Annotated in this window: 11 protein-coding genes; 7 read left to right on the top strand and 4 right to left on the bottom strand. The window is 72.3% G+C overall.

What is annotated here, in order from left to right; all coding sequences use genetic code 11:
• The first annotated feature begins 32 nt into the window (after positions 1-32).
• From IEY99_RS30160 to yidC, 4 genes are all read left to right on the top strand, one after another.
• Entirely contained in the window at positions 33-3,620 is a 3,588-nt protein-coding gene (locus IEY99_RS30160) for an Ig-like domain-containing protein (RefSeq protein ID WP_189207500.1), read from the top strand.
• A gap of 73 nt (positions 3,621-3,693) precedes the next feature.
• On the top strand, positions 3,694-4,875 hold the full coding sequence (locus IEY99_RS30155) for a monooxygenase (RefSeq protein ID WP_189207499.1): 1,182 nt from the start codon (positions 3,694-3,696) through the stop codon (positions 4,873-4,875).
• A 285-nt stretch (positions 4,876-5,160) separates the two neighbouring features.
• Positions 5,161-5,442, top strand: a complete 282-nt coding sequence (locus tag IEY99_RS30150) for a DUF6412 domain-containing protein (protein ID WP_229799378.1) — start codon at positions 5,161-5,163, stop codon at positions 5,440-5,442.
• 172 nt (positions 5,443-5,614) lie between these two features.
• On the top strand, positions 5,615-6,496 hold the full coding sequence (yidC, locus tag IEY99_RS30145; RefSeq protein ID WP_229799377.1) for a membrane protein insertase YidC: 882 nt from the start codon (positions 5,615-5,617) through the stop codon (positions 6,494-6,496).
• On the opposite strand, the gene IEY99_RS30140 is transcribed toward yidC, so the two are convergent.
• The 4 genes from IEY99_RS30140 to IEY99_RS30125 form a co-directional block, all read right to left on the bottom strand.
• Positions 6,435-7,391, bottom strand: coding sequence for a TolB-like translocation protein (locus tag IEY99_RS30140; RefSeq protein WP_189207498.1), 957 nt, complete (start codon positions 7,389-7,391; stop codon positions 6,435-6,437). The two genes, yidC and IEY99_RS30140, sit on opposite strands and share 62 nt — an antisense overlap.
• A complete protein-coding gene (locus IEY99_RS30135; RefSeq protein WP_229799394.1) occupies positions 7,388-8,257 on the bottom strand; it encodes an MFS transporter in 870 nt (289 codons plus the stop codon). The genes IEY99_RS30140 and IEY99_RS30135 overlap by 4 nt, the downstream gene beginning before the upstream one ends.
• 343 nt (positions 8,258-8,600) lie before the next feature.
• Positions 8,601-10,034, bottom strand: a complete 1,434-nt coding sequence (locus IEY99_RS30130; protein WP_189207497.1) for a discoidin domain-containing protein — start codon at positions 10,032-10,034, stop codon at positions 8,601-8,603.
• A 270-nt stretch (positions 10,035-10,304) separates the two neighbouring features.
• On the bottom strand, positions 10,305-10,946 hold the full coding sequence (locus IEY99_RS30125; protein WP_189207496.1) for a M23 family metallopeptidase: 642 nt from the start codon (positions 10,944-10,946) through the stop codon (positions 10,305-10,307).
• Between the two features lie 169 nt (positions 10,947-11,115).
• Here IEY99_RS30125 and IEY99_RS30120 point away from each other — a divergent pair, with 169 nt between their 5' ends.
• The 3 genes from IEY99_RS30120 to IEY99_RS30110 all read left to right on the top strand — a co-directional run bounded on the left by IEY99_RS30120 (position 11,116) and on the right by IEY99_RS30110 (position 13,088).
• Positions 11,116-11,586 carry a hemerythrin domain-containing protein gene (locus IEY99_RS30120; RefSeq protein WP_189207495.1) on the top strand — a complete coding sequence of 157 codons (471 nt, stop codon included), beginning with the start codon at positions 11,116-11,118 and terminating at the stop codon, positions 11,584-11,586.
• A 76-nt stretch (positions 11,587-11,662) separates the two neighbouring features.
• On the top strand, positions 11,663-12,427 hold the full coding sequence (locus tag IEY99_RS30115) for a hypothetical protein (RefSeq protein ID WP_189207494.1): 765 nt from the start codon (positions 11,663-11,665) through the stop codon (positions 12,425-12,427).
• A 244-nt stretch (positions 12,428-12,671) separates the two neighbouring features.
• Complete coding sequence (locus tag IEY99_RS30110; protein WP_189207493.1) at positions 12,672-13,088, top strand: CBS domain-containing protein; 417 nt, start codon at positions 12,672-12,674, stop codon at positions 13,086-13,088.
• The last annotated feature ends 105 nt before the right edge of the window (positions 13,089-13,193 follow it).

Below are 13,193 nucleotides of genomic sequence, written 5' to 3'. Positions count from 1 at the left end.
ATTCGTTCGCCGAAGCTGCCGATCTTGGCTCTGTGAAGCGTCGTCTCCTCGCCGGCTGTGTGGCCGGCCTCACCGTGACCGCGACCACCGTCGTCGCCACGGCCGCCCCCGCCGTAGCTCTGCCGCCGTCCTGCACGTCGGCCGGGCTGACCGTCGCCGCCCTGCACGGGCCCAACTTCTACATCGACACCTCGTCGACGCCGGTGCTGCGCGGCGCGTACGCCGGCTACCGGATCACCGACACGTCCGGCAGCGCGCGCAACGACCTGTGGGTTTCGCTCACCGACTTCGCCGGCGGCTCCGTCGCCCTGGGTTCCGGGCAGCCGTCCGCGCAGCAGGTGCCCGTGCTCGGCGCCGGTGCCTCGGCGTCGCGGTTCTTCTACCTCACCGCGCAGGCGCAGAGCGCCACGGCGCAACGGCACACCGTCAGCGTCTGGCAGGGCCGCCCCGACCTGCCCGGCTCCGGTCAGGTGTGCGCGGACACCGGCGGCTTCACCGCCGTCGAGGAGACCATCAAGGCGGCGGCGAACAAGCTGACCAGCGTCACCGTGTCGGCGGGCACACCCCGCATCGGCGGTACGTTCACCATCACCGTCAAGGGCGACACCGGAACCATCGGCTCCGGCTCGGCCAACGACCCGTCGTCGTTCTGGATGAGCCCGGCCGCCTCCGGCGCGTGGCCCGCCGGGGCGTACCGGCTCGTCGGCACCAGCCTGTCGTTCACCGGCGGGGACTCGTACACCGACCTGCTGCGGGTCAGCGGCCTGAGCTCGGCGTCGAAGGAGTACACCGCGGTCTACACCTTCCGCGCCGTCGGCTTCACCAGCTCGGACACCAGCGTCCTGCCGGTACAGCAGATCGCCTCCGGCACCCAGATCAAGCACACCGACCTGGGCAGCATCGCCTCGCTGCCGGCGATCAGCCCGTCGGTCAACGACCTGACCGTCTCCGCCTCCGCCAGCCCCGCGAAGCTGCCGGACACCGGCGGTACGGCCGCCTACCAGGCGACGGTCTCCGGCTCCGCCGGTGCGGTCCTCGACTCCTTCACCGCGACCGTGCCCGCCGGCGCCACGCTGGTGCCCGGCTCGGTGCGCTGGCGCGGCACCCCGGTTCCCGACGGGGTGCCCACCGGCTCGGCCCTCGTGTTCCAGGGTCCGTTCGCGGTCGCCGGCACCGCCGACACCCTCGCCTTCGACCTGGCGCTGCCGGCGGTCCCGGGCAACCGGTCCACCGCCGTCGTGGCCACCGTCGGCTCGGCGACCATCGACACCACGCCGGCCCTGACCGACCACGCGCCCGCGACCGGCACCGTCAATGTCAACACCTTCCCGGCCGCCGGCGACGACACGGTCACCGTCGGGGACAACCGCACGTCGACGGTGAGCGTGCTGGGCAACGACATCGACCTCGACGCCGACCCGCTGACGGTCACCGGCGCCGGCCAGCCCGGCAACGGCAGCGTGTCGGTCGTGGACGGCGTCGTCAGCTACACGCCCGCCAACGGCTTCACCGGCGCGGACAGCTTCAGCTACACCGTTGCCGACGGCCGCGGCGGCACCGGCACGGCCACCGTCAACCTCACCGTCCTGGCCCCGTCGGGCAACCCGGCACAGGCCCAGGACGACACCGCCACGGCGGTCGCCGGTACGCCCACCACCATCGGTGTCCTGATCAACGACACCGGGCAGGGGCTCGCGGTGACCTCGGTCACCGCGCCGGGACACGGCACCGCCACGATCACCGCGGGCGGCGCCGGGGTCGAGTACGCCGGCACCGCGCCGTACACCGGCGCCGACACGTTCACGTACACCGTCACGGACCTGGCCGGCAACACGTCCACCGGCACGGTGACCGTGACCGTGACCGCCCCGGTCGTGCCGCCGGTGACCACCCCGCCGGCCGCCCTGATCGTGACCGCCGACGAGGCGGACACTCCGAGCGGCGCGCCCGTCACCCTGCACCCGCTCACCAACGACTCCGGCGACGGACCGCTGAGCGTCCTGTCCGCGGGACCGGCCGCGCACGGCACGGTCATCCTCGGCGGCGACGACGTGACCTACCAGCCCGCCTCGGACCACTGGGGCACGGACAGCTTCACGTACACCGTCCAGGACGCGCACGCGACCACCGGGACCGGCACGGTGACCGTCACCGTGCTGCCCACCGCCGCCCCGGCCGCCGACACCACGACGGTCGACTTCCGCACCGCCACCCTGATCAACGTGCTGGCCAACGACCCGGCCGGCGCCACGGTCGCCGCCGTCACGCCCGCCTCGCACGGCACCGTCACCCTCCACGGCGGCACCGTGCGGTACGCCCCGGCCGGCGGCTACACCGGCGCCGACAGCTTCACCTACCGGCTGACCGGCGGACCCTCCTTCGCCACCGTCACCGTCACCGTCGCCGGACCGGCCCTGGCGGCCGCCGGCGACTCCGTCACGGCCGTACGCGGGGCCGCCGGGCGCATCGACGTACTCGGCAACGACCTCGGCACCGGGCTGACCGTCGAGCAGGTCACCCCGGCCGCGCACGGCACGGCCGAACTGCGGGCCGACGGCGTCTGGTACACGTCGCACGCGGCGTTCCGGGGCACCGACACCTTCACCTACCGGGTACGCGACGCGGCCGGGCAGACCGCCACCGCCGCGGTGCACGTCACCGTCCCCAACGCCGCCCCTGCCATCGTCGCGATGCCGTCGCGTACGGTCACCGCGGGCGAGACCCTCGTCGTACCGTTCACCACCGGCGACCCCAACGGCGACGACCTGGTCCTGACCGCGGGAACACCGACCGGCACCGAGGGCGCGGCCACGCGGATCCGGCGTACCGTGTCGGGCACCACGCTCACGCTCACCGTGGACCCGCGCTTCAGCGGCGTCGTCACCATCCCCGTCGAGGTCCGTGACGACGAAGCGAGCGCCGCGACCGCACTGACCGTCACCGTGCTCCCCGCCCCGGTGACCGCCGTCACCGGGACCATCCTCGCCGACCCGGGCGCCGGCACGAGCCTCGCCGCTCCCGTGTACGTCGACGGGCGGCCCACCTCGCGCACCCTGTCCACCCGGGTCGACTCCGCGGTGTCCTGGCGGCCCTCACCGGCCGCCAACCTCGTCGGCTACCGCGTCACCCTCAACGGCAACCGGGTCTGCACCGTCCCCGCCACCGTTCGCACCTGCCGGATCAGCAGCGTCGCCCTCGACAGCGGCGACGCCGTCCGGGTGGTCGCGGTCGGCGCGCAGGGCACCCTGGCCGAGCCGGTCGCCGCCCGGATCACCCCGCCGGGCGCCACGAACCGGCTGCTCGCCGTGGTGTACTTCCCCGTCAGCGAGTTCTCGCTCGACGCCAACGCCCGCCGGGTCCTCAACACCGTCGCCCGGCAGGCACGGACGTACGGCTTCGGCACCGCCCTGATGGTGGGGCACACCGACGCCGACGGCACGGCCGGCTCGAACGCCACCCTCTCGCAACGCCGCGCCGCCCAGGTCGCCGCCTACTTCCGCCGCACCTACACCGGCCTGCGCGCCACCCACACCGGACGGGGCGAGACCCAACCCGTACGCCCCAACACCTCGGACCGCAACAAGGCGGTCAACCGCCGCGTCGAGATCTACATCGGGTGACCGCACCCACCCCGGCGCCGCACGGCGCCGGGGTGGAGGTCCTCAGGCGGTTAGTCTGGCCCGCGGAGGCGAGATGGTGGGAATCGGAACGGGACGGCCGCGGCGCGCCGGCCGATGGGCCGCGGCGTGGCTGACGACCGTGCTCCTCGCGTCGTGCTCCGGTGCACCGGTCCCCGGCGACCCGGCCGGTTCCGGCCCGGTGCCCGGCGACCGGGCCGGCTCCGCCTCCGCGCCCGCGCAACCCCTGCGCGCCGGCGAGCGGTTCGTCCGCGTGACGATGCCGGAGGCGTACACGCCCGCGCCTCCCGCGGGCGGCACCGACGAGTACCGGTGCTTCCTCGTCGACCCGGGACTGCCCGCCGACGCGTTCCTGACCGGTAGCCAGTTCCTCCCACAGAACACCGAGATAGTCCACCACGCCATCTTCTTCCGGATCGACGGGAGCGCCGTCGCCGCCGCTCGCGAGCGCGACGACGCGGCCCCGGGACCCGGCTGGACCTGCTTCGGCGACGCCGGGGTGGGCGGTCCCGCGGTGTGGGTGGCCAGCTGGGCGCCGGGCGGGAACGAGACCGTGCTGAGCCCGGACGTCGGGTTCGCCATGCCGGCCGGCAGCCGGCTCGTCATGCAGGTGCACTACAGCCTCCTGACGGTCGACCCGGCCACGCGGCCGGCCGACCGCTCCGGCATCCGGCTGCGGCTGACCGGCAAGCGTCTCCGGCCACTGCACACCACGCTGCTCACGGCGCCGGTCGAGCTGCCCTGCCCGCCCGCGGAGTCCGGCCCGCTGTGCGACCGCGCCGCCGCCGTCGCCGACGTGGCCCGCCGCTTCGGTGCCGGACCAGCCGCGACCGCCGGTCACCTGCTGGCACAGTGCAGCGCAGGCCGGCCGGTGCCGGGCAGCACCCAGCACTGCGACCACCGGGTGCAGCAGGCCGGCCGGATCCATGGCATCGGCGGGCACATGCACCTGCTCGGCCGGGCGATCCGGGTCGAACTGAACCCGGGGACGCCGGCGGCCCGGACGCTGCTGGACATCGACGCGTACGACTTCGACGACCAGCGGCTGCGGCTGCAGGCGGCGCCGGTCCCCGTGGCGGCGGGCGACACCCTGCGGGTGACCTGCACCCACGACGCGGAACTACGCCGGCAGCTCCCGCAGCTGCGCTCCCTGCCACCCCGCTACGTGGTCTGGGGTGAAGGCACCGCCGACGAGATGTGCCTCGGCATCCTCGTCGGCACCCACGACGAGAACTGAGCCCGACGGACCAGCCGCACTCTGGCTGTAGGGCACGACCGTCGGTGGCGGCTGGCCGTAGGGCGCGTACTGGCTCATGACTCTCTTTCGTTTCACCGCCCACCAGGCATCGGCGGGCGCCGAAGAACAGCGGATCAACGGGCCGGGCCGCCGTCCCGTTCCGCGGCCGGCTTGGTCGCCCGCCATGAAAGAGCCGCCGATCGTCTGCTCTGGAACGCGCCTACCGTCTGGCCCGGCGCCATGCGGCCGGGCCAGACGGTTGCGTCCCGGCGGTACGGTAGCGGCGTGATCTGGTTCGAGGCTTTCTGGCAGGTGGTCAGCGTGCTGACCGATGCCGGCCCGGCCGGGCTGTTCGTGGGTACGGGTGCCGTGGCCGGCGTGCTGGTGATCGCTGTGCTCGCCGCCGCCGTGGTGCTGAGCCGCCGCACCACCTGGGTCAACCGGGGAACCACCCACCGGACGTGGCGAGAACGCGCCGGGCGTACCGGCGTTCCCCGCCATCGCGATCCCGACGCCGCGGGACGTACCCGGCCGAGAGGGCCCACGGGGTTGCCCGCGGCCGCCTGAGCATCGCTCATTTCCTTCGCACCGCTCGTCACGGCCGCTGGCGACCACCCATGTCCCGATCCGGCCGGCCGTCCTCCGAGGGGTTCGTCATGCCCGTTGTCCTGCCCAGCCTCGCCGTCACAGAGTGTTCACGAGCCTCGTCGCAGGCTCCTCGCAGCCCGCGGGTGGCGTGATGAGTGCGCTGTTCGGTCCGCTGATGGCGGTGGTCTACTCGGCGATCTCGGCAGTCCTGTTGTTCTGGCACGCCGCCTGGGACGCGGTGCTGGGCGACGCGAGCGGGTGGCACACGAACTGGTCGTGGGTGCTCGGCATCGTCTTCCTGGTGCTGACCGTCCGGACGGCACTGATTCCGATCGTGACGAGGCAGGTCAGGTCACAACGAGCGGTGCAGCTGCGGCAACCCAAGGTCAGGGCTCTGCAGGACAAGTACGGAACGGACCGCGCGACCCTGCACAAGAAGCTTCGGGAGCTCTACCGGGCGGAGCAGGTCAGCCCCCTGACGAACGCCCTGCCGATGCTGCTGCAGGCCCCCGTCGTGTTCGGACTGCTGCACGTGTTGCGTCACCTCAGACCGACCGTCACGAGCGAGGCCTCCCGCACTCTGTACGGCTGGACCCTGGCACAGTTCGACAGCGCGGCGAACGCGCAACTGTTCGGCGCCCCGATCGCCGCGAGTCTCATCTCTGCGAGCGGCACAGCCAAGATCGTGGCGGCGGTCCTGATCGCGGTGATGGTGGCCACGACGTTCCTCACCAGCCGGCAGATGGTCCTGAAGACCGGATGGGCCACCGACCCACCGGCGAGAACGGTGCAGCGACTGATGCTGTTCGGCACCCCCTTGTCACTGCTCGTCTCCGGCGCGCTGTTCCCCATCGGCGTGGTGCTCTACTGGCTCACGCAGACCTTGTTCGCCTACGGGCAGCAGGCGTGGGTCCTGCGCAGATATCCCGCGCCGGCCGCCCGGCGCATCCCGCCGGGCGGTCCGGGTGCGGTCAGCGCGCGGCCACGGGATCGGCCTTCCACCGCGACGGGGACGACGCCCCGGCGGCGATGAGTCTCGGGCCGCCCGTGCCGTCGGCCGGAACGGACCAGACGCCGCCTTCGCGGCCGTACGCGACGTTGTCGTCGTCCAGCCATTCGATCTGGTCGTCGAACGGCTCGGTGTCCGCGAGCCGGGTGACCTTCCCGGTGGCCAGGTCCAGCACCGCCGGGTACCACCTTCCGCCGATCTTCAGCTTGTACGCGATCCGCGTCTCGTCGGGCGACAACGACGGGCACTCCACGTCCGGCGCCACCGCATCGGCGCGCCACTGGTCGGTGTCGCCTCGGATCAGCCAGGTCCTTCCTCCGGAACCGGCGGTCGCGTAGAAGAAGTTGTCGTCGACGAAGGTGATGCCCCAGTAGTTGAGGTCGGGCGCCGTGAAACGCCTGCCTTCCCGGTAGAGGGCGATCGTCTCCATGGTCGTCACGAGGTAGCCGGTCTCGATGGCGTAGAACGAGGTCCGCGTGCTGAACTTCCCGCTCGCGTACGTGTCGCCCAGGGTGAACCGGGTCCACGCCACGACCCGTCCGGAGGGCGACACCCGGGCCCGGCTCGGCACCCCTGGCAACCGGATCTCCTTCAACCGCTGTCCCTTGTCGTCGTACAGCGTCATCGAGGTCCGCGGCCCCGCGGGCCCGGCCACGGCCCTGAGGCAGATCATCGTCCTGGCGGACTGGTAGGTCCGGTCACAGGCCGGCCCGCCCGCGTCCCGGATGCCGTCCCGGACCGACGCCACCCGGCCGGTCGCGGCGTCGCGCACCAGGAGATCCCCACCCGGCCGCCAGCGGGCGACCGCCTGCGCCGACGGGCCGGTGGCGGGGCGCGACCGGACCGCGTGAACCGCGGCCACGATGAGGAGCAGCAGAGTTCCGGCGATGGCGGCCAGCCATCGGGTACGGGCGGTCATGGGGTCACCCGGCGCAGCAGCGCCATCGCGGCGCCGAGCGCCGCCACCAGTCCGGCCGCGGTCACGATCAGCGCCTTGCCGGGTCCCCAGGCCGTCCAGGCGGCACCGAAGCCGATCCCGGCGACCAGCCGGGCCACCGCCTGCGCCGTCTGCACCGTCGCGAACCCGGTCGCCGCCGACCCGGCCGGCAGAGCCGGGGCCAGCAGGGCCATCAGCACTCCATCCGTCGCCGCGTAGAAGGCGCCGTGCAGGGCCAGCACGACCACCGCGACAACGGTGCCGCTGGCTGGACCGAGCAGCGCGGCGTACACGACGAGCAGCGCGAGGTGACCGGCGAGGAAGACCGTCCGGCGGCCGTACCGGTCGGCGAGCCGGCCGAACGGCACCGCGAGCAGGAGGAAGCCGGCCGCGGTGCCCACCGGGAGGAGCGGGAACAGCGCGGGGGACAGGCTCATCTTCTGCTGGAGCAGCAGGTAGACAAAGGAGTCGCCGATGGTGACGGCGCCGAGCAGCGCCGCGGCGGCGCACGCCCGGCGGACGGGCGGCGTCCAGGCCCACGGCGTCGTGGCCGGGGTCGCCGGCGTCGGCGGCGGCCGGTCCCGGACGAAGAGCACCAGCAGCAGTACGGCGACCATCGCGATGCAGAAGGCGGCGACGAAGACCGTGTCGTACCGGTTTCCGGTGCTGGCCAGCAGTCCGGCGGCGACCAGCGGCCCGGCCAGCGCGCCCACGGTGTCCAGGGCCCGGTGTACGCCGAACGACCGGCCCAGCATCTCGGGTGAACTGCTGGCGGCGATGAGCGCATCGCGTGGCGCCGTCCGGATGCCCTTGCCGGACCGGTCGGCGGCGAGCACCCCGGCGAGCATCGGCACCGAGGCGCCGGCGGCGGGCAGCAGCAGCTTGCAGACGCCGGAGAGGCGTAACCGCTGCCGGCGACGAGCTTGCGCCTGCGGGTACGGTCGGCGACCCGGCCGGCCGCGATCCGGACGATCGCCGTCACGCCCCCGTGGAGGCCGTCCAGGAAGCCGAACTGGAGCGGGCCGAGACCGAGGCCGAGCACCAGATACAGCGGCAGGACGGCGGTGACCATCTCGGACGAGACGTCCGTGACCAGGCTGACCACCCCGAGCGCCAGGACGTTCGCGGCGACCCGGCCGCGACCGCGAGGCGCCCGGAGGCGGTCGGTCGTGTTCTGCTGCGCGAGGTACATCAGTGGCAGGTGTACGTCGGGCTGCTGTCGAGCGGGGTCCGGCTGGTGCCGGTCGGCAGGAAGTCCCACCTGAAGGTGTTCGTCCCGAACTGCAGCCTGACCACGCCGAGCTTGCCGTAGACGGTCTTCTGGCTGTTCGGCGCCGTCGCGTCACCCGGGTCGTAGAAGGGCGCGCCGCCGGCGCCGTTCACCAGCTCGACGATGCCGCCGGCGGTCGCCCTGCCGCCGGGGTCCTGCGGGCCGAGCCGCTCGTACGAGTGGTCGTGACCGTTCAGGAAGAGGTCGGCCCGGGCCGCGTACAGCGCCTCCCAGTACGGCTTCATCCCGCTGTTGTTGCCGTGGTCGCCGGAGGAGAACCGCGGATGGTGCGCGAACGCCGCGATGCACGGCTTCGTGGTGGCCGCCAGGTCCCTCTTCAGCCACTCCAGCTGCTTCTTCGAGTCGACGTCGCTGCCTTCCTCCTCGATGAAGTTCGAGTCGATCGCGATGAAGTGCCAGTTCTCCTTGTCGAAGCTGTACCAGGTCGTCCCGCCCGGCCCGGTGCCGTTGCTGCCGAAGTACTTCTTGAACCCGTCGTAGCCGTCGTCGTCGTACAGGTCGTGGTTGCCGACCACGGCCCTCGTCCTGGACTTCAGCCGGCCCCAGGTCTTGTCGTAGTAGGCCCGGTACAGCGTGAGGTTCGCGTCGTCGTACTGGGCGTCACCCATGACCAGGACGAGGTCCGGGTTCTCGGCGACGGCCCGGTCCGACGTCAGCTTGTGCGCGCAGTCGGGCGCCGTCGGCGACTTGCACTTCTCCAGGACGGCCCGCTCGGCGGCGTCACCGGGCTCCTTGTCCGGATCGACGGCCACGTCACCGACCGCGATCGCGGTGAACGGCCTGGCGTCGCCGCCGCCCGGGGGCGGGCTGGTCGGCGGCGGGGACGACGGAGGCGTGGTGCCGCCGCTGCTGCCGTACACCTCGAACTCGAACATCGAATAGCCGTAGGCGGTCGCGCGTTCCTGCGCCAGGATCCGGACGTGGCGGCCGGTGGCGGACAGGCCCGACTTGCTGTCGACGCCACCGTCGCCGGCGCTGGTCGACCACACGCGCGTCCAGGTCTGGGAGTCGTCGGAGACCTCGAACCGGTACGTCCTCGCGTACGCGGCCTCCCAGACGACCCGCAGCTTGGTGATGGTGGCGGTCGCACCGAGGTCGACGGCGATCCATTGGTCGCCCGCGCCTTCCTCGCTGGCCCACCGGGTGGAGGTGCCGCCGTCGACGGCCTTGCTGGCCTCGAACCCGGCACCTTCGGTGGAGGAAGCGGTCGCGGGCCGCCCCGCGGTCAGCAGGGTCTCCGCCGCTTCAGCGGAACGAGCCAGCGCCACGCCGCCGGCCAGGGCAAGCCCGGCCGCGGCGGCAGCGCCGATGAGTGGTTTCCAGCGAGCGATCACGTCGCCTCCCGGTCAGGGGATCCAGTTCGCCAAGCGAAGGAGGCGGGAGCTCACTGCGATGGGACGACCCGGCCTCCGAGCCACCGCGAGCGCGGCGACACACGCGTCTCTCTCACCCTGGAGGTACGGGGCGGCGCAGACGCGAGACGGCCGGGTCAGAACGAGTTCACTGAGCGCGTCACACCCGCAGATGGGATGCCGCGCCGAGCCGTGCCGGTGATTCAACCCAACGTGATAGGCATCTGTCAATGCCGGCTCAATGCCCGATCGTCATTTCTGCGGGCCGGTTTCGCCGGCACCGGCGTCGCAGTTGTTGCTGCGGCGGGAGACCGAATACTCCCGGTCGTCGCTGGTGATCCCCGACGGCACACCGTCGAAGTACGTCTCGACCTTCTCGAAGCCTCGGTGTTGTTCGTAGTGCAGATGCGGTGCGCCGGAGTCGCCCGTGCTGCCGATGCGGCCGATCTGGTCCCCTCGCCGCACGTGCTGCCCCTCGCGGACCAGCGGCGGTTCGAGCATGTGCAGATACAGCGTCTTCCACTTCCCGCCGTGATCGATCTTCACCCAGTAGCCGCCGCCCCGGCCGCGGGGGCCGTCGGGGTCGTCCGGGGTGCGTCCGCCCAAGGTCCCGTTGATCCCGGCCTCCGTGACGGTGCCCGAGGCGGACGCGAGTACCGGCCGGCCCCACGGTTCCCCCTTGGCGGGGAAGAGGTCCACGTCGTGGTCGTCGTGTCCCGGGTAGGTGCCGAGCGTCCAGGTCTCGCCGCACGGCACGGGAAGCTGGAAGGCGGGGCGAGGCCCCGGAGGCCGCAGCATCGGCACGATGATCGCGGCGGCGCCGACCAGGCCGAGTCCCAGGACCGCGACGACGATACCGCGGCGTACCCGGGTGCCTCGATGAGCTGTCACCATCCCCAGGATGGCAGATCGCGACAATGCCGGGACGCGCCGGTGGGCGGCCGAAGGCAGTGGCTAGGATGGGCTACAGCGTCGCGTGCCGGTGGCAGACCGTGTCAGGCATGGAGGCGCCGGACCGAGGGGAGCACGACGATGATGATCGTCGGCCCTTCGCCCTTCACCCGTGGGTGAGGGCGAGAAGACCAGGCTGGTCGCCTGGAGCCGGGAGCTGCGCAGCGTCCACGACAGGCTGCGCGAGGCCCTGGCCGTGACCCGGCAGGCAGTCGCCGGCGGCGAGGCGATCGAGCCGGTGGCCAGAGACCTGCTGCTGTTCTGTCATGGGTTCTGCACCGCACTCACGGCCCACCACGAGGGCGAGGACCGTCACCTCTTCCCCGCGGTCGCCGAGAGATACCCGCACCTGCGCGACGCGCTGCACTATCTGCGGCAGGACCACTCGATGATCGCTCACCTGGTGGCCGGGTTGCAGGCCGCCGTATCCCGCGCCGCTCCGCGCGCGGAGCTGCAGAAGCATCTGGAGGGTGTGGCGGCAATCATGGAGTCGCACTTCAGGTACGAGGAACGCCAGCTCCTCACTGTCCTGGAGACGCTGACGCTGTCCGAGGACCGCGACGTGGTGCTGGGACCTCTGTGACCGCTGTGCGCCGTCGCGGTGCTGAAATGTCGGTCACCTGACGGCGTCGCGGTCTGCGGCGGGCTTGGATGGCTCCATGTCCACCGACCCGCAGCGGTCCGTCCTCGAGCTGCAGTACACGGAGATCTGCAAGGCGCATGCCGCCATCACGGACTTCCGCGGCAAGCTGCTGGCGCTGTTCCCGGTCGCCGCCAGTGCCGGCGTGCTGGTGGTCGTGCGCTCCGCCGACCAGAGCCGGGGACCCGGCCTGCGCTGGGCGGTGCCGGTGGGATTCTTCGCCTTCGCGGTGACCTTCGGGCTCTTTCTCTACGAGATCAGGCAGATCGCCGAATGCATCCGGCTTCGCCACCAGGCGGCCGAAATCGAGCAGCTGCTGCGGGTCCCTCCGGGCATCGGTCAGTTCCGCGACGGCCCCGCCCTGCACCTGGGGGTGGTGGGTGTCGAGCTGGGGAGCTGGGTCATCTACCTCACCCTGCTCACGACATGGTTGTACATAGCGGCGGTCGCCGGCGGACGGACCGATCGCCTGCTGCCGTGGGCGCTCGTCGCCGCAGCGGTGGTGGCGTTGCTGGGCAAGGCCGTGCAGATCGTCGTCCGCGACCGCGTCTGGGCCTGCCAGGAACCGGTCCTGGACGAGCTGGCCCGACGGCCGGCCGGGCCGGTGGAGATCGCCCGGGCGATCGGACATCCCGAACGGACCGTCCGGGCGACATTGCGTCTGCTGGGTGAGCGCCGGCTCGCCGAGCAAACGACCGGCGACGTCTGGTCCGCGACCCACCGGACTACGGGGCTGTCGGGCCGGTGCCGGGCAGAGCGCAGCGCGACCGCGATGACGCAGTGACGGTGGGGCAGCGGCTCAGCGTGACGGTTGGGCAGCGGCTCAGCGTGTCGGTTGGCAGCGGCTCAGCGTGTCGGTTGGGCAGCGGCTCAGCGAACACGTACGGCACAGGGGATTCACTGGTCTCACGCCGCAGGATCGGTCGAGCGATCGGTGGGTTGATCGCGTTGAAGGCCGCCGGGAGCGGGTATCTCGGTGTTGACCAAGACGTTGTGCACGACGTTCGTCCCACGCGAAGGAGTCCGTGATGACCACCGCACGAGAGATCATGACCGCAGACGTCACCTGCGTCAAAGACCGCGAGACGCTCGCCGAGGCCGCCCACAAGATGGCCGAGCTGAACGTGGGCTCCCTGCCGATCTGCGGCGAGGACAACCAGCTCAAGGGCATGCTCACCGACCGCGACATCGTCATCAAGACGATCGCGGCTGACCGCGACCCGGCGGAGGTGACCGCGGCCGATGTGGCGCAGGGCAAACCCGTGACCATCGGTGCCGATGACGACGCCGACGAGATTCTGCGCACCATGGGCCAGTACAAGGTCAGGCGCCTGCCGGTCATCGACGGACACCAGCTGGTCGGCATCGTCGCGCTGGCCGACGTCGCTCGCGCGCTGCCGGACCGGTCGGTCGGCGACCTGATGGACGCCATCTCCACACCCTGACGACCGAGGCCGGCCCCGCCGGCCGGTCCCGGCCCGCGCCGGCGCGGCGATCGACCGGACGAATCGCGCAAGCAGCCGCCCCGGCCACGGCGGGTCCGTGGCCAG

Origin of the sequence: Couchioplanes azureus (assembly GCF_014648355.1) — a bacterium.
In the GTDB taxonomy this organism is placed as follows: domain Bacteria; phylum Actinomycetota; class Actinomycetes; order Mycobacteriales; family Micromonosporaceae; genus Actinoplanes; species Actinoplanes azureus.
The sequence above is the reverse complement of the archived record's forward strand: the minus strand, read 5'-3'. Positions and strand labels throughout refer to the sequence as shown.

Coding starts and splice junctions, on each gene's coding strand:
- IEY99_RS30155 (WP_189207499.1), top strand. CDS start 3,694: ATGGTGGGAATCGGAACGGGACGGCCGCGGCGCGCCGGCCGATGGGCC.
- yidC (WP_229799377.1), top strand. CDS start 5,615: ATGAGTGCGCTGTTCGGTCCGCTGATGGCGGTGGTCTACTCGGCGATC.
- IEY99_RS30125 (WP_189207496.1), bottom strand. CDS start 10,946: ATGGTGACAGCTCATCGAGGCACCCGGGTACGCCGCGGTATCGTCGTC.
- IEY99_RS30135 (WP_229799394.1), bottom strand. CDS start 8,257: ATGCTCGCCGGGGTGCTCGCCGCCGACCGGTCCGGCAAGGGCATCCGG.
- IEY99_RS30115 (WP_189207494.1), top strand. CDS start 11,663: ATGTCCACCGACCCGCAGCGGTCCGTCCTCGAGCTGCAGTACACGGAG.
- IEY99_RS30110 (WP_189207493.1), top strand. CDS start 12,672: ATGACCACCGCACGAGAGATCATGACCGCAGACGTCACCTGCGTCAAA.
- IEY99_RS30140 (WP_189207498.1), bottom strand. CDS start 7,391: ATGACCGCCCGTACCCGATGGCTGGCCGCCATCGCCGGAACTCTGCTG.